Raw genomic sequence first — 18,542 nt, forward strand, 5'->3', positions numbered from 1 at the left:
TCCCCCTACGGGGAAGGCGGTACGGGATGGACAAGCAGCGGGAGCGCAGGGTCGCCGTCGTCGGCGGCAGCATCGCGGGATGCGCGGCGGCGCTCGCGGCCGGGCGCGGGGGCGCGGGGTCGGTCACGCTCTACGAACGCGCGCCGGGCCTGCTCGGCGAGCGCGGCATGGGCATCGCCCTGCACGACGCGCGGTACGCGGAGCTGGAGGCGGCGGGCTACCTGGACGCCGCGATGCCGTGGGTGCAGCTGGACCACCGGCACTGGTACGTGCGGGACGCGGCCTGCCCGGACCCGCTCGGCCGCCGGATCGCGGCGATGGGCTTCCCCTTCCGTACGTACAACTGGGGTTCTCTCTGGCACGAGTTGCGGGACCGGATGCCCGCCGGGACGGAGATCCGCTCCGGCACGCCGGTGACGAAGGTGACCCGCGACGGCCGCCGCGCGGCGGTGCGTACCTCGGCGGGCGCGGAGGAGTTCGACCTGGTCGTGGGCGCGGACGGGCACCGCTCGGTGGTGCGGGCCGCGGCGTTCGCGGAGGTGGAGCCGCGGTTCGCGGGCTATCCGGCCTGGCGCGGCGCCTTCCCGGTGGAGCGGCTGCCGGATCCGGAGCGCTGGCCGGCCGACGAGTGCGCGTACGTGGTCTTCCCCGGCGGCCATCTGATCGTCTACCGCATCCCCGCGGGCCCGGCCGACCCGCCGGGCCGCCGCGTCAACTGGGTGCTCTACACGGCCCCTTCGACCGATCTGACCCGCACGCCGGGCGACCCGGACGCGCACGACGACACCCTCGACGACGCGCAGCGCGAGCGCCTCGCCCGCTTCGCCGACGCGCTGCTGCCGCCATACTGGGCCACGCTCCTGAAGGCCACCGCGCGCGAGGAGCTCGCCGTGCAGACGCTGTACGACTTCACCGCGCCGCGCTACACCTCGGGACCGCTGCTGCTGCTCGGCGACGCGGCGACCGTGGCCAGGCCGCACACCGGCGCGGGCGCGGTCAAGGCGCTGCAGGACGCCTCGGCCCTGGAGCGCGCCCTCTCGGGGACGGCCGACCTGGGCGCGGCGCTCGGCGCGTACGACGACGAGCGCACGCCCACCGGCCGGACTCTGGTCGACCTGGGCCGCCGCCTGGGCGACGCGCTCGTGACCCGCACGCCGGACTGGCCCGCCCTCGACCAGCGGGGCCTGGAGGAGTGGTGGCAGCGGGCGGACGGCTCGGGGGCGTTCGGCGGCGGACGGCTGCGCACACGCCCCTGAACCGGCCGCTGGTACAGCTGTTGCGGCGGGGCTGTTGTAGCCGCCCTGGGCGAGGGGCCGTCGACCTGGGGCGAGGGGCCGTCGAGAAGTCGCTGCCGAGGGGCCGTTGTCAGTGGTGCGAGGCACCATGGACTGCACGGGGAGACGGTGGAAGGGGTGCGCCGATGACGGGACGGCTGACCGCGGGCCAGCGGCGGATCGTGGCCGCTGCGGACGACGTGACGGGCCGGATCACGGGCTCCGAGGCGCAGTTGGCGGGCCTGGTCCGACTGGGCCTGGCGTTCCGGCACGCCCGGCCGCCGCGGGCGCACTTCCTCACCCCCGCCGGACACCGGGCGCGGGCCGAGCTGTCGAGCGCCGCCCCGCCCGCGGCGGCGCCGGTCACCGACACCAAGGGCGGCGCGGTGTTCGCCGCCCGCACCGGGGCCGAGCCGGACGCGCCCGCGGCGGGGCCCGCACGGCGCCGCGAGGTGCACAGTGCCTGGCAAGGTCTCCTGGAGCTCCGCCGGATGACGAACGCCGACGGCGCGACGGACCGCCCCTGCGCCTGGGAGCGCGGCCACCTCGTGCAGGCCGCCGCGCTGGCCCTGGAAGCGGGGGGCGGCACCCCGGCGTCCGGCGCGGGGGCGACGGCCACGCCCGGCTATCGCGTCACGGCGACGGACCAGCCCGAGGCGGTCGCGGTCCGGGCGATATCCGGGCCGGGAGGGATTTCCGGCGGGGCCGTGCGTGACGAAGCGGCCGAACTCGCCGCGTGCGCGGACGCGTTGGCGCAGGCGGGCTGGCAGGTGAGCGCGCACGGCGAGCGGGGCGGGGGCAGGCTGCTGCTCGCCTCGCCAAGACGCGTCTGAACCGCGCACCGCGCGACGCACGCATGACCACCGGCCTCCTGGGCAACCGAGGAGGCAGCGCGAACGACCCGGGGGGAGGCGGGAGATGCAGCGACCACGCGAGCCGAAGCGCGATGCGAACCGCGACCCGTACTTCGACAACGCCAAGTACCTCACCATCGTCCTGGTGGCCTGCGGTCACGCCTGGGAGCCGCTCACGTACGGCAGCCGCGCCGCCACCGCGCTGTATCTCCTCGTGTACGCCTTCCACATGCCGGCCTTCGCCCTCATCTCCGGCTATTTCTCCCGGAGTTTCGACCTCGGGCCCGGCCGGGTGCGGCGGCTGATCGCGAGCGTGGCCGTGCCGTACGTCGTCTTCGAGGTCGCGTACACGCTGTTCTACCGCTGGGCGGAGGACGACCCCGGCTACCCGATCAGCCTGCTCGATCCGTGGTACGTGATGTGGTTCCTGCTCGCCCTGTTCATCTGGCGGCTGACCACACCGCTGTGGCTGCTGATCCGGTGGCCGGTGGCGGTCTCCCTCGCCGTGGCCGCGCTGGCCTCCGCCTCGCCCTCGCTCGGCGGGGATCTGGCGCTGCAGCGGGTGCTCGGGTTCCTGCCGTGTTTCGTGGCCGGACTGGTGCTGAGACCGGAGCACTTCACCTGGCTGCGCCGCCGCCGGGTGCGGATCGCGGCGCTCCCGGTCCTCGCGGGCGCCCTGTGCACGGCGTACGCGGTGGCTCCGTGGTTCGACACCGGCTGGCTGTACCACCGCGGGGACGTCACCGGGCGCGGCGTGCCCGCGTGGGCGGGGCTGGTGGCGACACCGGCGCTGTTCGCGCTCGCGCTGCTGCTGACGGCCTGCTTCCTGGCCTGGGTGCCGGGCCGCCGGCTGTGGATCACGGCACTCGGCACGGGCACGCTGTACGGCTACCTGCTGCACGGTTTCCTGATCAAGGCCGCCCGGTTCTGGGACTGGTACGACACGCCGTGGCTGCACACCCCGCCCGGTGCGCTGGCCGTGACAGCGCTGGCGTTGGGCGGGATCGCGCTGCTCTGCTCGGCGCCGGTGCGGCGGGTGTTCCGGCCGGTGGTGGAGCCGCGGGTGCCGTGGCTGTTCCGGGCGCTCGGCGAAGCCCCGAATGCCGTCGCTGTCAGTGCCGTTGGGCATGATGGCCGCGCGCCGCCCCCTCGGTGACGCGCACCGGAGTCGAGCGAAGGAAAGACCGTGACCGAAGCGTTCTCCGTTCCCGTGACCGTCCGTGGTTACGAGACGGACGTCCAGGGACACCTCAACCAGGCCGTGTATCTGCAGTACGCCGAGCACGCCCGCTGGTCGCTGCTCCAGGCCGCCGGGATCGGGCAGAACGACCTGGTGGGCCAGGGCGTCGGGCCCGTCGTCCTGGAGACCACGATCCGGTATCTGCGCGAGCTGCAGGCCGGGGACGATGTCACGGTGAGCTGCGCGTTCCAGTGGGGCGAGGGCAAGTCCTTCCGGATCACGCAGACCATCCGCAAGGCCGACGGCACGGTGTCGGCGGAGCTCTCCGGGGTGGGCGGCCTGATGGACCTCAAGGCCCGCAGGCTGGTGGCCCAGCCGCAGGACCACTTCCGTACGCTCGCGAAGCGGCCGGAGCTGTTCGGCCTCTGAAGGACCCGAGCAGGGACCCCAGCCGGGGGCCGAGCAGGGACCCGAGCCGGAGGCCGAGCCGGGACCCGAGCCGGAGGCCGAGCCGGGACCCGAGCAGGGACCCGAGCCGGAGGCCGAGCCGGGACCTGAGCCGGAGGCCGAGCCGGGACCCGAGCCGGGGGCCGGGCGGAAGGCCCCGGCGCGCCCTCCTCTACCCTGGGTGCGGGCCGTGACTGGCGCTGAGGTGGAGTACCACCGGGGAGCGGCCCGACGGTCTCCGTCGCCGTGCCGCCCCGCGAGGGGCGCGTACGCTGCCGCGCGCCTGGGCGAGATCCGCAGTTGATGCCGACGACGCCCGGGAGCACCCATGGCCGCACAGCCCACCGAGACCCTGAACGCCCAGCTCATGGACGGCACCGCCGTCGCCCGCCGCATCGTGGAGCGCACCGCCGCCCGCGCCGCCGCCCTGACCGAACGTACCGGCGCCACCCCCTGTCTGGCGACCGTGCTCGTCGGCGAGGACCCGGCGTCGGTGACGTACGTACGGATGAAGCGGAACCGCTGCGAGAAGGCCGGGATCCGCTCCCTGCACGTGCCGCTGCCCGCCGGGACCACGACCGAGGAGCTGGTCGCGAAGCTCACCGAGCTGTCCGCCGACCCCGAGGTGCACGGCATCCTGCTCCAGCACCCGTGCGGCGAGCACATCGACGAGCGGGCCGCGTTCGAGGCGATCGCGCCGGAGAAGGACGTCGACGGCGTGACGATGCGGTCGTTCGCGGCGATGGGCTTCGCGCTGCCCGGCTTCGCGTCCTGCACGCCGGGCGGCATCATGCGCCTCCTCGACGCGTACGACGTCGACCCGACCGGCAAGCGCGCCGTGGTCGTCGGGCGCAGCGCGATCCTCGGCAAGCCGGTCGGCATGATGCTGCTCGCGCGGGACGCGACGGTCACGTACTGCCACTCGCGGACCCAGGACCTCTCCTCCCTGGTGCGGGAGGCGGACATCCTCGTCGCGGCGGTCGGGCGGCCCGAGTTCATCCGCGGCGCGGACATCAAGCCGGGCGCCGTGGTCATCGACGCCGGGTACAACGCGGGCAACGTCGGCGACGTCGAGTTCGCCGCGGCGGCCGAGCGGGCGAGCCTGATCACGCCGGTGCCGGGCGGCGTCGGCCCGATGACGATCGCGGTGCTCCTGGAGCAGACCCTGGACGCGGCCGAGCGGCAGTTGGGCGCGGCCTCCGCCTGAGGCACCAGCAATGGTCCCGGTGTACGGTCGGTCCCGGTCGCGGCGCCCCCGCCTGGCCAGGAACCGCCCGTACGCAGGGGAGATGACCCACGATGAGCCCGCGCCGGAGCCCCGGATCCGCTGGGGAGCCGACCTTCACCGAGCGGGCCCGCCGCGAGCAGCTCGTGGCGTGCACGATCGAGCTGATCGCGAGCCGCGGCTACCCGGCGGCCTCGCTCGCCGCCATCGCCGAGCGCGCGGGCCTGTCGAAGGCCGCGGTGCTGTACCACTTCGGCTCGAAGGACAAGCTGACGCGGGCCGCGTTCGAGCACGTCGTGAGCCGGTTCGCGGACTTTGTCCACGAGCGGGTGGACGCCGCGCCGGATCCGCGCGCGGCGATCGTGGCGTACGTGCGGGCGATGGTCGGCTACCAGCAGGCCCACCGGAGCCATGTCCGCGTCATCACCGAGACCCTCCTCGACGACGCGGGCGGCACCCGTCTGAAGACACCGGGCGGGCATGAGGCGACCGGTCGGCTCGACGGGCTCGTGGAGCTGCTCGTCGCGGGCCAACAGGCCGGTGCGTTCCGGGAGTTCGCGCCGCGTGTGATCGCCCTGGCGGTGGGCGGCGCGATCGACGGGGTGGTCGCGGCCTGGCTCTCGGACCCGGATCTCGACCTGGACGCGGCGGCCGACGAGCTGGTCGAGTTCACGCTGCGGGCGATCGACACCTGACGCCTGGCGCCTGACGCCTGCTCAGGACTGCGTTCTGCGGGCGAACTCCGGGGCGTGTTCCGGTCGTACGCCCATGCCACCCACGTACGCGGCCACTCCCTGGAGGAGCCGGGAGCGGCGCAGGGCGCGCAGCGGCAGGGGCAGCGGGCGGTGGTCGAGGGTGCGGTCGAGGGCGGGCCCGATCAGCATGTCGTGCTCGGCGAGCTGCGACTTCTGCGTGACGGCCGTGGGCAGTTCGCGCCGCTTCTGCACCCGCGCGAGGTCGGCCTCGGCGACCCGGCCGCGGCGCAGCGGTCCGGCGAGGATCCGGGCGGCGGCCACGGCGTCCTGCACGGCGAGGTTGACGCCGACGCCGCCGACCGGGGACATGGTGTGCGCGGCGTCGCCGATGCAGAGCAGCCCGTCGGTGTACCAGCGCGGCAGCCGCCCCATCGTCACGTCGAGCATCTTCACGTCGTCCCAGGAGCGGATGGCGTCGGTCGACTCCGGCCCCCAGCCGAAGAGTTGGGCCAGCCTCTCGCGCAGTTCGCCCACGTCGTGGCGGCGCCGGGCGGCGTCCGTGCCCTTCTCGATGAGGTAGGAGGTCTGGTAGTAGTCGCCGCGGTCCATGGTGACGGCGACCTGTCCGGAGCCGAAGTGTCCGAAGACCCGCCCGCTGTGCGCGGCGTCCGGGCCGGGGGCGGGCACGCGGATCTGCCAGACGTCCATGGGTACGGGGAAGCTCCGCTGCCGCAGACCGGCCGCCGCGGCGACGGCGGAGCCGCGCCCGTCGCAGCCGATGACGAGGTCCGCCGCGAGTTCGCCGGGGGTGCCCCGCTCGTCGGTGAGGCGTACGCCTGTGACGCGGCCCGCGGAGTCGGTGATCAGACCGGTGACGGCGGTGCTGCGGCGCAGCGTGAACGTGGGCTCGTCGGCGGCGGCTTCGGCGAGCAGGTCGAGGAAGTCCCACTGCGGGACCATCGCGATGTACTTGTGCCGTATCCGGCCGGGCATGCGCCCGAAGTCCGCCGTGGTCACGGTGGTGGCGCCGATCCGGATCCGCATCTCGTGCAGGCGGCGCGCGGGCAGCTTCGCGAAGCGGGCGCCGAGGCCGAGTTCGTCGAGCAGGCGGAGCGTCGAGGGGTGGACGGTGTCGCCGCGGAAGTCGCGCAGGAAGTCCCGGTGCTTCTCCAGGACGGTCACGCGCACTCCGGCGCGGGCGAGCAGCAGCCCGAGCATCATGCCCGCGGGGCCGCCGCCGACGATGCAGCACGTCGTACGTTCCTGGGTCATCGCAGTACCTCCACAGCAGAGCTGACCGACTGGACAGCAATCTAACCGATCGGTCAGACAGCCTCTCGACGCGGCCCCCATCTCGATCAAAACGCTCAACTCCGTTCCATCTATTGAGCGTTCGATCGATTGCGTGCTAGAAACCGCTCACTTCCAGCAGCCCTCCCCTGCCTTCGGAGCCCTCTCATGACCACGACGCCCACGTCCCGCTGGTCCCGCCGCGGTTTCCTCGCCACGTCCGGCGCCGCCGCCCTCGCGCTCGGCCTGACCAGCGGTTCGGCCCAGGCCCAACGCATCGCGGACGAGGACGAGTTCGCGACCCTGCGCGCCCGCTGGCGCACGCTGCTCCTCGGCGAGGGCTTCAGCCCCACCGCCGAGCCCTTCCGCTCCAAGCTCGCCACCCTCGGCACCACCGCACGCCGCCACCTGGACGCGATGGCCCCGAAGCCGGGCTCGGTGTGGCCGGACGCGGTCTACGCGGACCCGGAACCGGACAAGGACCAGGAGTCCTACGGATACTCCGGAAAGATCCAGGCGAGCGCGGCGCGGCTGCGGACGATGGCCGAGGCGTACTGCCAGCCCGGCACGGGACTCACCGGTGACGCGGCCGCCAAGGAAAAGATCATCACCGCGTACGCGCATCTGATCGCGGACGTGTACCACGAGAACCAGGCCCCGTACGGGAACTGGTACAGCTGGGAGATCGGCGCGCCGCAGGCGCTGCTCGACGTCGCGGTGCTGATGCACGAGCACCTGGACGCCGCGCAGATCGCGGCGACCGTACGCGCCGTCGACCACTTCGTGCCGGACTCCAAGGTCGCGGAGTACACGGGCACCAGCACCGGCGCCAACCGCATCGACCTGTGCCGGGTGCTCGCGCTGCGCGGCATCCTCGACGGTACGGCGGCCAAGGTGGCGCTCGCCCGGGACGCGATGTCGCCGACGTTCCCGTACGTCACGAAGGGGGACGGGCTCTACGCGGACGGTTCGCTGATCCAGCACACCAACGTGCCCTACACCGGGTCGTACGGCGCGGTCCTCATCGACGGGACCGGCCGGCTGCTCGCACTGCTCGACGGCTCCAGCTGGCAAGTCACCGATCCGAAGCGGCAGTTGTTCCTCGACGCGGTGGAGGCGGCGTACGCGCCGTGCCTGCACGACGGGCTGATGATGGACGGCGTCTCGGGCCGGGCGATCAGCCGGGGCCTGACCGCCGGTGACCCGCTCGGCGTCCAGCAGGACGACCATCTGCGCGGCCATGCCGTCATCGGCTCGGTCCTCGTCCTCGCGCAGGGCGCGAGCGCGGCGGAGGCGGCGCGCTGGAAGGCGCTCGCGAAGGGCTGGTTCACCCGCGACCGGTACGCGGACGTGCGCTCCGGCCGCACCCTCGGCGTCGCCGCGCTCTCCCGCGCGAACGCGCTGCTCGACGACGCCGCGGTCAAGCCCGCCCCCGAACCGCTCGGCCACCGCCTGTTCCCGTCGATGGACCGCGCCGTCCACCGCACCAGCGCCTTCACCGCCTCGCTGTCGATGGCGTCCAAGCGGATCACGTACTACGAGAACGGCAACGGCGAGAACGTCCGCGGCTGGCACACCGGTTCGGGAATGCTCTACTGGTGGGCCGGGGACGCGAACGGCGGCCAGTACAGCGACGGCTACTGGCCCACCGTCGACCCGTACCGGCTGCCCGGCACCACCGCCTCGCTGAAGAAGCTGGCCGACGGCGAGGGCGGCACGTGGGGCGCGGCGACACCGGACACGACCTGGGTGGGCGGCGCGAGCGACGGCACGTACGCCACGGTCGCGCAGCACCTCCTCGGCCTGTCGTCCACGCTGACGGCCCGGAAGTCCTGGTTCTTCCTCGACGACGCGATCGTCTGCCTCGGCGCGGGCATCACCGCCACCGACGGCAGCGGCGTGCAGACGGTGATCGACAATCGCAACCTGGGCCCGGACGGCGCCGCGCGCCTCCTGGTGGACGGCCGTGTCCGCGAGACGAACGGCACGGTCGACGCGCGCTGGGCCCACCTCGACGGGCACGCCGGGTACGTCTTCCCCGGCGGCACCCGGCTCGGCACGCTCCGCGAGGCCCGCACCGGCACCTGGAAGGACATCAACGGCGGCGGTTCCACGGACCCGGTCACCCGGCGGTACGTCACGCTCACCGCCGACCACGGCACGGACCCCGACGACGCCTCGTACGCGTACGTCGTCCTCCCGGGCGCGAGCCGCCCGCGCACCGCGGCCCGGGCGGCGGACCGCGACTGGCTGGTCCAGCTCGCCAACTCGGCGCGGGCGCAAGGGATTCGCGTCCCCTCGCTCGGCTTCACCGGCGTCACGTTCTGGGAGCCGGAGACGGTCGGCAAGGTCACCGCGGACGCCCCGGTGTGCGTGCAGATCGTGGAGCGGCGCGACGGCACGGCGGTGCTCACGGTCAGCGACCCGCGGCGTGCGGTACGGGGCCTCCGGCTGACCTGGAAGCACCCGGTCCGCACCGTCCTCAGCAAGCCGTCGACGCTGACCTCGGCTCGTACGGGCCCGTCCCTGAGCCTCACCTTCGGGGACCTGAGCGGGACCGCCGGGGGGTCGCAGCGGGTGGTGCTCCGGGTGCGGTGAGCGGCCGTTAGGGTGGCCGCAGCCAGGGGGACGTGGACCACGAGGAGTCATGCAGTGCGGGAGGACCGGCGGCTGCCGCTGCCGATCAGTGCGGACCGGGGCCGTTGGGCCACGGTCCGTCCCGCGCGCACGGTTCTCGGCGTGGTGCACAACATCACCTCCGCGACCCGGCTCCTCGACCTGCTCTCGGCCTTCGAGGGCGACGAACGCGTGCAGGTGGTCTTCTCGTGCACGGGTTCCTCCGCCCTCGACTCCGGCGTGACGGAATTCTTCGCGGAACGCGGAATGGTGCACGTGCCGTGGCCGGAAGCCAGGGATTCCCGGGAATTCGATCTCGCGATCGCGACGAGCAGGGGCGGAGACCTGCACCGTCTCCGAACTCCCCTGGTCAGCACGCCACATGGGGCCGGATACAATAAGAAGCTGGCAAGAAACCGGAAACCGGAAACCGGAAACCGGAAACCGGAAACCGGAAACCGGAAACCGGAAACCGGGGCTTTCGGGCTTACGGAAGAGTGGCTGGTGCACGACGGGAAGGTGATTCCGTCGGCCGTCGTCCTCTCCCACTCCGAGCAGCTCGACCGCCTCGCCGAGAGCTGCCCGCAGGCCCTCCCAGCAGCCGTGGTCGCCGGAGACCCCGTGATCGACCAGCTCAGAACCGCCCTGCCGTTCCGTGAGCGGTACCGCCGCGCCTTCGGCCTCGAACCGGGACAGCGGCTCGTCGTCGTCTCCTCCACGTGGGGGCCCGGCTCCATACTCGGCTCGCCGTCGCGCGACGTGATCCTCCGGGCGCTCGCCGAACTCCCCGCCGACGAATTCCGCGTACTCGTCACCGCCCATCCCGGCGCCTATTACGCCCACAGCCCCTGGCAGTGGCACCACTGGTTGGCCCCGATGCTGGATTCCGGACTGCTCCTGCCCGCACCCGAGACGGAGACCTGGAAAGCAGCATTGTGCGCCGCCGACTTCCTGATAGGCGACCACGGTTCGGTGACTCTGTACGGGCACACCCTCGGAATTCCCTGCGTCCTGGGCGCATTCGACCGCGCGACCGCCGCACCGGATTCCCCGATGCACCACCTGGGCGAACAACTCCCCCGCCTCCGCCGCGGCACCCCACTCGCCCGACAGCTCGCCGAAGCAGAAGCGCAGGCTCAGGACCTGACGTACGACGCCATCACCTCACGGCCGGGCGAGGCCGCCGGGCTTCTGCGGGAGTTGTTCTACTTCTGGCTCGACCTCCCCGAACCGGAACAGCCCGCCGTCACGCGCGCGATCCCGGTCCCCCCGGGCCCGCCCGCACGCCGCGCACTCCCCCACCTGCCCGCCCGGTACGTGACCGCGGACGTGCGCGTATCGGAGGGCGGCGCGGAGCTCACCCTGCGCCGCTACCCCGCCGCCCACCAGCGCACCCAGGGCGCCCACCTCGCGTCGGCCCACCTCGCCGCGGACGTCGACGACCCCGACCAGCGCCTGCCCCGTACCGCCGACGTGCTCCTCGTGCCGCTCGACCGGCACCCGGACGCCCGGACGTACGCGGCACGGTTCCCGCACCACGACCTGCTGGCGTACGAGGAACCCGGCCACGGATGCCTGGCCGTCCCGCTCAACTCCAGCTCCCTACACGCACGTTGGGTGCGGCACCCGCCCTGGGCCGACTTCGGCGTCGCCGCTTCCGTGGTCCACACGCTCCTGCCGCACACAGGGGAAGCCCGGCTCGTACGGGTGCGCGCGGGTGAGCACCAGGACGTCGGCGTACTGGAGTTGCGCCCCGCCTGACCGGCGACGCCGCGCGGCCTCAGCCGTCGAGGCGGCCTTGGGCCTCCTCCGCCCGGGGGCTGCCGAGTTCCGCGAACACGTCCCGGGCGCGCGTCCAGTCCGCCTCCGCCGCGTCGCGGTCGCCGAGTTCCTGGTGGACATCGCCGCGCAGCAGCAGGACCACCGCTCGCTGATACGTAGCACCGGACGTGCCCGCGTCGGCCTCGTTGAGGCAGCGCAGCGCGGACTCGGGCTGCCCGCAGGCCAGGCGGTCCTCGGCCTGACGCCACCAGGTCTTTGCGATGTTGAAGTGGTCAGGACCGGTCGGCAGCAGCTCGAACTCCCCTCGCGCGAGGGCGAATTGCCGCTCGGCGTCATTGTGCCGACTCAGGGCCGAGTACGCGCGAGCCGCGTGGAAGGTGAGCAGGGCGTGGCCGCGCGGGTGGACGATGCCGTCGAGGGCGTCCTAGGCCCGGGTGAAGCAGTCGAGGGCCCGCGTGCCGTGCCTCAGCTTCAGGGCGAGCAGCCCCAGGGCTTCGAGCAGGCTGGACTCGGTGCGCCGCCACCCCTCCCCCCGCTCTGCGCCGCGCACCAGGCTCAGGCCTGCCTCCAACTGCTCGCGGGCCAGGCGCGGGTCGTCCTCGTCGAGGCTCCAGCGGTCCAGGTGGGCGAAGCCGAGCTGGAAGCGCATACGGGCCACGGCGAGCGGATCGTCGAGGCAGACCTGGGCCGCGGCGAGGCCCGCGCGGTGCGAGTCGATCCACTCCGTGTGGCTCGCCGTCCGCAGGTAGAAGCTCCACAGCCCCTGGCACAGCCGCCAGGCGTGCCGGTGCCGGCCGGTGGCGTGCGCGAGGAGCACGGCGGGCACGAGCGCGTCCCGACGGCGGGCCAACCGCCCCTCCGCACGGGCCGCTTCGGCTCGTGGCGCGCTCTCCCTGCGCGGGGCGACGTACTCCGGGTCGTACAACCACCGTGCCGAGAGCGCCGCCTCGCCGCGCTCCACGAACTCCAGGAGGTGCGCGAAGAACCGGTCCCGGAGCTGTTCGCGCTCCGTGGGCTCCTCGTCCTGCTCGGCACGGGTCAGGGCGTGGTCGTGGACGAGGGGTTCGAGGCGGTACGCGTCCTGCGCGGCGCGCTCCACGAGGCTGCCGTCCTTCAACTCCCGCAGCGCGCCGCGCACTTCGGACGTCCTCCAGGCCGGAAGGAGCGCGCACAGGGTGTCCACCTGGACCCGCCCCGGCGGCAGCAGTCCGAGGACGCGGTACAGCCGGGCGGACTTCGGGGCGAGACGGTCGTACGCGAGGTCGAGGGTGGCGTACAGCGAGGGCTCGTCGGTCATGTCCAGGAGCTCCTGCCTCGTGTCGCGGTGTGCGAGCAGGTCGCCGATGTCGTCGAGGACGCCGGGGTCCGGGGAGCGGAGTTGTCCGGCGACGATCCGCAGCGCCCAGGGGTTGCCCCCGACGTTCCGGGCCAGCGGACGCAGCCGTCCCGGTTCGGTGGCGATGCCGCTGACCCGGGCGAGCAGCTCCACCGAGTGGTCGAGGCCCAGCGGGGGCACTGGCAGGGGTGCGAAGTCCGGGGAGCCGTCCAGGTGCCGGGGTGCCTCGCGGCCGGTGATGACGACGGCACTGCCGGGGGTACGGGGAAGCAGCGGCTCGATCTGGCCGCGCGTCTCGGCGTTGAAGAGGAACACGAGGACCGGCCCCTGGTCGCGGTGCACCCGGGCGCACGCCGCCCGGAAGGCCGCCGCTTTCCCGGCCAGGCCGCCGGGCCGGTCCGCCGGGGGCACCGCGAGCTGGGCCAGCCAGCCGTCGAGGACCGCGGCCGGGTCGGCGTGCGCGCCGTCGGCGTTCCGGCCCAGGTCGGCTTCGAGCGGGGGCGTGGCGAAGTGCCCGGCACGGGAGTGCGCCCAGCGCAGGGCCGTCGTACGGCGGCCGGTGCCGCGCAGTCCGGCGAGGAACATCACCGCGGACACTTCGGCTTCCGCGCACCGGGACCAGTGCGCCTCCATGGCGGCGAGGAGCTTCTCGTGGTTGACGTAGTGCAGGATGTTCGCCCCGAAGGCGGCCGGTGGACCCGCCCTGCGGGCGTCGCGCACCACTTCCTCGACGTGCTCGGCGAATGCCGGGTCCTCGCGCATGAACTCCTCGAAGTCGTCCGCAAGTTGGTGCTCGACGGCGCCCTCCACGGTCTCGTCGCCCGCCTCGCGCCCCTCCAGGAGCGCACGCCGCAGCCGCTCGACGGTCTGCTCGGCGTCCCGCTCGTCGGCGGTGCGGCCGTTGCGCCGTCCGCGCCGGAAGAGTCCGAGGAGCCGGGCCTTGGTCCAGCCGAACCCGTCCGACACGAGCAACGTGACCACGCTGCTCGCGCACACCCCCGCCAACGTGGCGATCTCCTCCATGCAACTCCCTTTCCCCACACGCCGGCACGCGCGCCCGCGCCCCCAACCGTAGAGATCATCCCGCCCGACCGGCAGGCGTTCCCCGGACACAAGTCCTACCGGGGGCTACGGCCGCGGCCCGTCGTCAGGCCCGCCGGACGTGCTGCTCAACTGCTCCGCGCGCTGCCGTATGAGGGCTATCTGAATAGCCCCCCCCCCGGAATTCCGAGGCCGCCGTCGATGTCTGACCGGGGTGCTTGCGGTACCGCAGCGTCGGCTCGTCGATGAGCAGTCCGGGGCCGGCCGCGGAGGCGGCCATGGCCAGACCGGTGTCCTCCATGCCGCGGAGGGCCGACCAGCCGCCCAGAGACAGCAGCAGGGTGCGCCGCCACATCGCGCCCGCCGGGTGGACCGGCAGGCGGCGGGGCCCCGGGCCGTCCGTGGCCCAGTCGGTCAGCAGCGCGCCCCGGGGAAGGAGGCCGGGGCGGACGGGCAGGGTGTGGTCCACGAGGGAACCGTCGGGCAGCAGGTCCCGTGCCCGGCCCACGGCGAACCCCGCCTCCGGGTGGGCTTCGAGCCCCCGCGCGAGCAACGACAGCGCCCCGGGTTCGAGTTCGTCGTCCGCGTCCAGGTTCTGGACCAAGGGCGCCTCGGCCCGCCCGAGGGCGACATTGCGCGTGACGGCCGGGCCCTCGCTCGTACCGTTCGTGTCGATCCGGACGCGACCGTCGTACGCGGCGCCGCAGGACGTGAGCGCCTCCTGAACGGGGCTGTCCGGGCCGTCGATCTGGACGAGCCAGGTCCAGTCGTCATGGCTCTGCGCGAGGAGCGACTGCCACGCGTGGGACAGGAGCCCCGCGTGCGGCGCGTGGACGGCCGTGACGACATTCACCTGCATGTTCGCGATCATATGATCCGGCGGTGGCGGCCGTGATAGTCAGGGCGGGGACCGCAGAGGTGGAGGGGGAAGCATGGACGTGGCGGCCATTTCCGCACGGCTGCGGCAGATTCCGGTATCGGACTCGCGGGAGCTCGACCGGGTCTGCGAGGAGGCGGCCGCGGCGTTCCTCGACGCGGGGCGGGAGCCGCCGTACGACGTCGGCTCGGCGGACTTCGCGACGGACGCCTTCCTGATCTGCGCCGACCGGTACTGGCGACGGCGGTTCCTCGCGCTTCCCAGCGTGCGTACGGCCGCCGCCTGCGCGGCGTGGCTGATGGCCCACGTCGCGCGTGACTGCCGTACGGAGGTCCTGGAGAAGTGGAGTCTGGGGTACGCGTTCATCACCAGGGAGCACGGGGAGTCCGGCGGCGAACTGTCCGAGGCCACCGAGGAGATCGTGGCCGGTGACACCGCCGCCGGGGACGTCGCCTACTTCGCGGCGCTGTACCACGCCGGGAAACTGCGCGCGAACTTCCAGCACGACGAGCTGCGCCAGTTCCTGGAGTCGTCCCTGCTCGCCCTGGCCGCCGGTTCGCACCGTCAGGAACCGCTGTTCGTCGCGCTGCGCTCCTTCGCCGCGTTCGGCAGCGAGAGCATCACCACCGACCACGCCCTGAGCCTGTTGAGCGAGGCCTGGAACTCCCCCGAGCGGACGCGCCACGTGGTCGACATCTGCCTCAACGGCATCCAGATGGCGCTCCCGTTCGACGACCAGGGCGAGGTGTTGAGCGTCCACGCCCAGGAGGCGGTACGGGACCACCCGCTCGACCACATGTTCCACTTCCGCCTCGCCTGCGCCCGGCACATGCGCGGCGACCACGACGCCGCGCTCGGCAGCATCACGACCGCGCTGACACTGCTCCCGGCGATCGGTACGCGCATCAGCCACGAACTGCTGCAGCAGCAGTACCTGAGCAAGCGCGCGGAGATCCTGGACGGGCGGGAGCGCGCTCGGTTCGATGCGCGGCAGCGTCGGCGGATGGAGGAGCTGGAGGACGCGCACCAGCGGCGACTGGTCGAGTTGGAGAGCGAACACGAGCGCCGCTGGCGGGAGTTGGAGGAGGAACTCCGGCGGGACAAGGAACGCCAGGAACAGACCCAGCGGGAGCTGGTGGAGGGCACGCGTGCCGCGACCATCCGCGCGATGGAGCTGGTGGCCCTCTTCGCCGCCGTGATCGCCTTCGCGGTCGGCTCCCTGCAGATCACCCTCAACGGCGACATGTCGCTGCACGACCGCGCCTGGCTGATCGCCGAACTGGGCGGCGGGCTCCTCGCCTTCGCCTTCGTGATCACCGGTGGCACGTGGTACATCACACGCACCCGGCGGGCACGGCAGCCCGGCGGGAATCACCGGTCATCCTCCTGAGACCGGACCGGACGGGACCGGACCGAGCGGGACCGGACCGCACGGGACCGGACCGCCCGGGATCCGCACCACCAACCGATCGAAACGCTCAACTCCCCTGCACCTATTGAGCGTTCGATCCCCCCATGCTAGAAACGCCCCGTACGCAGCGCACCCGCAAGGCCCCGAGCCTCCAGGCCCCCAGGCCCCCAGCCCCCTCGCAGAGCGTCTCCCTCTCCAAGGAGCCCCCATGCGCAAGCGACGTACCGGTGCCCTCGTTGCCGCCTCCTGTTCTCTCGGGCTCGTCACCGCGAGTCCCGCCCAGGCATCCGTCATCTGGGACGGGGACGCCGGGCAGGGGACCGGGGTGTTCTCGTCCACGCTCTGCGACTCGCCCGGGAGCGTGGTGGCGCAGGACAACAACGACGGGCGCGGGCAGGTGTTCAAGTTCAACAAGCCGCTGGGCCTTGAGCGTTGCGAGGCGCACGGGATCCGGGTCGGCGGCTCCCGGTACACGTTCCGGAACGACAGCACGTACTGGATCGGCTGGGACACCTCCACCAACACCCCGGACGCCGGGACGATCTTCCAGTGGAAGTCGTACGGCACGGGCGACCAGCACCAGCAGAACTACCCGGTGCTCATGAAGGTCGAGGGCGGGCGGCTCAAGCTGTTCCACATCGAGCCCGGCGAGAACTGGACGCTGAAGTGGTCCACGCCCGTCGCGACCAGTACGTACAAGCGGATCGTGCTCGGCATCCACACCTCCGACGAGGCGTCCACCGGCTGGGTGGCCGCGTTCTACAACGGCACCAAGGTCGCCGAGTTCTCCGGCCGCACCTGGGACGACCTCGGCAACGACACCCGCTTCGGGACCTACGGGGCCGAGGTGAAGGACAAGCGCGTCATCAACTGGATCGACGGGCTCAAGGTGGGTACGGAGTACGGCGACGTGGACTAACGTGCCCGCATGGGTGCGACTTCCTTGCACGGCAGGGCCGTAGGCGCCGTTCTGCTCGCCGCCGTGTCACTCACGGCGTGCAACGGCCCCACGGACGACGGAAAGCCACTGAGCCCCAACCCGAAAACGACACCGGCACCGGCACCGACGCCGACACCGAGCCCCACGCCCTCCCGCACCGCCGAGGACGGCCACGACATCAAGGCCTGCGCGGACGCCGACTGCGAGGTCCTCACGTCGAAGCCCGTCGAGGTGAGCTTCGACGGGCCCGGCGGGAAGGCCACCCTCTCCGTCACCGAGGTCGGACCAAACAAGGTCGCGTACACCGTGAAGTCCGCGAACGGCCGCTCGCGGGGCAGCGCGAGCGGGCCGGGGCAGGGATGCATCACCGTCCTCCGCGCGAACGGCAGCGGCAACTCCTGTGGTCGAGTGGGTACTTCGGCGCCCGAGGCCCAACCCGACGCGGTGGTCGTGCAGGTGGCGGCCGGGGCGGACGGCACCGCGCTACTCCACCTGGTGTCCGACTGACAGGACCGGCCGTACGCACGCTCACGCCGAGCGGGACAGCGTCCTCGGGTCGACCGCGTACAGGAACGGCAACCCCCTTGCGTACCGGGCGAGTTCGTCGATGGCCGTGTCCGCGAGGCGGTGCAGTTCGCCGCCGATGGACCCGGCGAGGTGCGGGGTGAGGAGGACGTTCGGCAGGTCGAAGAGGGGTGAGTCGGCGGGCAGCACCTCGGGCTCGGTGTGGTCCAGGACCGCGTGCAGCCGGCCCGTGCGCACCTCCTCCGTGAGCGCCTCGGTGTCGACGAGCGAGCCGCGGGCGGTGTTGATGAGCGTCGCGCCGTCCGGCATCAGGGCGAGCCTGCGGGCGTCGAACAGGTGCCGGGTGGACGGGAGTTGGGGCGCGTGCAGGGAGACGATGTCGCTGCGCAGGGCGAGCGCGTCCAGGTCGACCGGCTCGACGCCGAGCGCCGCCGCCTCCCCCGGACCGACGTACGGGTCGTGCAGCAGGACCCGTACGTCGAAGGGCGCGAGGAGTTCGATGACGCGGCGGCCGATGCGGGAGGCGCCGACGAGGCCGACGGTGCGGCGGTAGTTGCCGACGTCGGGGAAGCGTTCGATGAGGTTCACGCGGCCGCGGGCGGCGCGGTAGGCGTGGGCACCGGCCAGGACGCGTTTGTTGGCGAAGAGGATCGCGGCGAGCGTGTACTCGGCGACGGGCAGGGCGTTGGCGGCGGCGGCCGTCGTGACGGCGATGCCGCGCCGCCAGCACTCCTCGGTGACATGCCCCTTCACGCTCCCGGCGGCGTGCACGACGGCCTTCAGCCGGGGCAGCCGCCGCAGCGCCGCCCGGTCCAGGGGCGGGCAGCCCCAGCCGGTGAGCAGCACCTCGGCCTCCCCCAACTCACTGGCGGACAAGGGGTTTTCGAAGTCCGTGACGAGCCGTCCCGGCTCGATGCGCGCCACCTCGGCCAGTCGGCGCAGCGCGGCGGCCCCGAACACGGCGTCGCGCGTCTCCGGGCTCATGGCGAGCACCGTGCGGGGACGCCCGGCCGTGTCACGCGTGGGCAGGGGGCGGCGGTCGGCTGTGG

At 73.0% G+C, this 18,542-nt stretch carries 16 protein-coding genes; 11 read left to right on the forward strand and 5 right to left on the reverse strand.

The genetic code is table 11. The annotated features are described in order from the left end of the window. Positions 1 to 26: 26 nt before the first annotated feature. The 6 genes from QIT00_RS02820 (at position 27) to QIT00_RS02845 (ending at position 5,675) form a co-directional block, all read left to right on the forward strand. On the forward strand, positions 27 to 1,256 hold the full coding sequence (locus tag QIT00_RS02820; protein WP_282533417.1) for an FAD-dependent monooxygenase: 1,230 nt from the start codon (positions 27 to 29) through the stop codon (positions 1,254 to 1,256). Between the two features lie 164 nt (positions 1,257 to 1,420). Continuing rightward, positions 1,421 to 2,107 carry a hypothetical protein gene (locus tag QIT00_RS02825; protein ID WP_282533418.1) on the forward strand — a complete coding sequence of 229 codons (687 nt, stop codon included), beginning with the start codon at positions 1,421 to 1,423 and terminating at the stop codon, positions 2,105 to 2,107. A gap of 85 nt (positions 2,108 to 2,192) precedes the next feature. Then, positions 2,193 to 3,284: an acyltransferase family protein gene (locus QIT00_RS02830; RefSeq protein ID WP_282533419.1), complete on the forward strand. Its 1,092-nt coding sequence runs from the start codon at positions 2,193 to 2,195 to the stop codon at positions 3,282 to 3,284. Positions 3,285 to 3,314: 30 nt separating this feature from the next. After that, positions 3,315 to 3,737, forward strand: a complete 423-nt coding sequence (locus QIT00_RS02835) for an acyl-CoA thioesterase (RefSeq protein ID WP_282533420.1) — start codon at positions 3,315 to 3,317, stop codon at positions 3,735 to 3,737. 346 nt (positions 3,738 to 4,083) lie between these two features. After that, on the forward strand, positions 4,084 to 4,962 hold the full coding sequence (locus tag QIT00_RS02840) for a bifunctional 5,10-methylenetetrahydrofolate dehydrogenase/5,10-methenyltetrahydrofolate cyclohydrolase (RefSeq protein ID WP_282533421.1): 879 nt from the start codon (positions 4,084 to 4,086) through the stop codon (positions 4,960 to 4,962). Positions 4,963 to 5,054: 92 nt separating this feature from the next. Continuing rightward, on the forward strand, positions 5,055 to 5,675 hold the full coding sequence (locus tag QIT00_RS02845; RefSeq protein ID WP_282533422.1) for a TetR/AcrR family transcriptional regulator: 621 nt from the start codon (positions 5,055 to 5,057) through the stop codon (positions 5,673 to 5,675). Between the two features lie 21 nt (positions 5,676 to 5,696). Here the strand turns inward: QIT00_RS02845 and QIT00_RS02850 are convergent, their stop codons facing one another. Then, complete coding sequence (locus QIT00_RS02850) at positions 5,697 to 6,947, reverse strand: FAD-dependent oxidoreductase (RefSeq protein WP_282533423.1); 1,251 nt, start codon at positions 6,945 to 6,947, stop codon at positions 5,697 to 5,699. A gap of 186 nt (positions 6,948 to 7,133) precedes the next feature. Here QIT00_RS02850 and QIT00_RS02855 point away from each other — a divergent pair, with 186 nt between their 5' ends. Then, positions 7,134 to 9,563 (forward strand): polysaccharide lyase 8 family protein, encoded by a 2,430-nt coding sequence (locus QIT00_RS02855; RefSeq protein WP_282533424.1) that lies wholly within the window; start codon positions 7,134 to 7,136, stop codon positions 9,561 to 9,563. 54 nt (positions 9,564 to 9,617) lie between these two features. Next, entirely contained in the window at positions 9,618 to 11,342 is a 1,725-nt protein-coding gene (locus QIT00_RS02860; RefSeq protein WP_282533425.1) for a hypothetical protein, read from the forward strand. Between the two features lie 19 nt (positions 11,343 to 11,361). On the opposite strand, the gene QIT00_RS02865 is transcribed toward QIT00_RS02860, so the two are convergent. The 3 genes from QIT00_RS02865 to QIT00_RS02875 all read right to left on the reverse strand — a co-directional run bounded on the left by QIT00_RS02865 (position 11,362) and on the right by QIT00_RS02875 (position 14,599). After that, positions 11,362 to 11,505, reverse strand: a complete 144-nt coding sequence (locus tag QIT00_RS02865) for a hypothetical protein (protein WP_282533426.1) — start codon at positions 11,503 to 11,505, stop codon at positions 11,362 to 11,364. 282 nt (positions 11,506 to 11,787) lie between these two features. Further along, entirely contained in the window at positions 11,788 to 13,722 is a 1,935-nt protein-coding gene (locus tag QIT00_RS02870) for a hypothetical protein (RefSeq protein ID WP_282533427.1), read from the reverse strand. A 124-nt stretch (positions 13,723 to 13,846) separates the two neighbouring features. Continuing rightward, entirely contained in the window at positions 13,847 to 14,599 is a 753-nt protein-coding gene (locus QIT00_RS02875; protein ID WP_282533428.1) for a glycosyltransferase family 2 protein, read from the reverse strand. Between the two features lie 73 nt (positions 14,600 to 14,672). Between QIT00_RS02875 and QIT00_RS02880 the strand changes: the two genes are divergently transcribed. The 3 genes from QIT00_RS02880 (at position 14,673) to QIT00_RS02890 (ending at position 17,475) form a co-directional block, all read left to right on the forward strand. Beyond that, a complete protein-coding gene (locus QIT00_RS02880; RefSeq protein ID WP_282533429.1) occupies positions 14,673 to 16,007 on the forward strand; it encodes a hypothetical protein in 1,335 nt (444 codons plus the stop codon). Between the two features lie 229 nt (positions 16,008 to 16,236). Beyond that, positions 16,237 to 16,947: a heparin lyase I family protein gene (locus QIT00_RS02885; protein WP_282533430.1), complete on the forward strand. Its 711-nt coding sequence runs from the start codon at positions 16,237 to 16,239 to the stop codon at positions 16,945 to 16,947. Positions 16,948 to 16,956: 9 nt separating this feature from the next. Then, the gene (locus tag QIT00_RS02890; RefSeq protein ID WP_282533431.1) at positions 16,957 to 17,475 is read left to right on the forward strand and encodes a hypothetical protein; all 519 of its coding nucleotides are present in this window, start codon (positions 16,957 to 16,959) and stop codon (positions 17,473 to 17,475) included. Positions 17,476 to 17,496: 21 nt separating this feature from the next. Here the strand turns inward: QIT00_RS02890 and QIT00_RS02895 are convergent, their stop codons facing one another. Then, entirely contained in the window at positions 17,497 to 18,477 is a 981-nt protein-coding gene (locus QIT00_RS02895; protein WP_282533499.1) for a hydroxyacid dehydrogenase, read from the reverse strand. Between the last annotated feature and the right edge of the window lie 65 nt (positions 18,478 to 18,542).

This window comes from Streptomyces luteolus, assembly GCF_029968015.1.
In the GTDB taxonomy this organism is placed as follows: domain Bacteria; phylum Actinomycetota; class Actinomycetes; order Streptomycetales; family Streptomycetaceae; genus Streptomyces; species Streptomyces luteolus.

What these genes read in the sequence shown, in the direction of transcription:
- QIT00_RS02820 (WP_282533417.1), top strand. Translation starts at nt 27, where the DNA reads ATGGACAAGCAGCGGGAGCGCAGGGTCGCCGTCGTCGGCGGCAGCATC.
- QIT00_RS02855 (WP_282533424.1), top strand. Translation starts at nt 7,134, where the DNA reads ATGACCACGACGCCCACGTCCCGCTGGTCCCGCCGCGGTTTCCTCGCC.
- QIT00_RS02890 (WP_282533431.1), top strand. Translation starts at nt 16,957, where the DNA reads ATGGGTGCGACTTCCTTGCACGGCAGGGCCGTAGGCGCCGTTCTGCTC.
- QIT00_RS02870 (WP_282533427.1), bottom strand. Translation starts at nt 13,722, where the DNA reads ATGGAGGAGATCGCCACGTTGGCGGGGGTGTGCGCGAGCAGCGTGGTC.
- QIT00_RS02875 (WP_282533428.1), bottom strand. Translation starts at nt 14,599, where the DNA reads ATGCAGGTGAATGTCGTCACGGCCGTCCACGCGCCGCACGCGGGGCTC.
- QIT00_RS02840 (WP_282533421.1), top strand. Translation starts at nt 4,084, where the DNA reads ATGGCCGCACAGCCCACCGAGACCCTGAACGCCCAGCTCATGGACGGC.
- QIT00_RS02895 (WP_282533499.1), bottom strand. Translation starts at nt 18,477, where the DNA reads ATGAGCCCGGAGACGCGCGACGCCGTGTTCGGGGCCGCCGCGCTGCGC.
- QIT00_RS02830 (WP_282533419.1), top strand. Translation starts at nt 2,193, where the DNA reads ATGCAGCGACCACGCGAGCCGAAGCGCGATGCGAACCGCGACCCGTAC.
- QIT00_RS02850 (WP_282533423.1), bottom strand. Translation starts at nt 6,947, where the DNA reads ATGACCCAGGAACGTACGACGTGCTGCATCGTCGGCGGCGGCCCCGCG.
- QIT00_RS02880 (WP_282533429.1), top strand. Translation starts at nt 14,673, where the DNA reads ATGGACGTGGCGGCCATTTCCGCACGGCTGCGGCAGATTCCGGTATCG.
- QIT00_RS02845 (WP_282533422.1), top strand. Translation starts at nt 5,055, where the DNA reads ATGAGCCCGCGCCGGAGCCCCGGATCCGCTGGGGAGCCGACCTTCACC.
- QIT00_RS02885 (WP_282533430.1), top strand. Translation starts at nt 16,237, where the DNA reads ATGCGCAAGCGACGTACCGGTGCCCTCGTTGCCGCCTCCTGTTCTCTC.
- QIT00_RS02825 (WP_282533418.1), top strand. Translation starts at nt 1,421, where the DNA reads ATGACGGGACGGCTGACCGCGGGCCAGCGGCGGATCGTGGCCGCTGCG.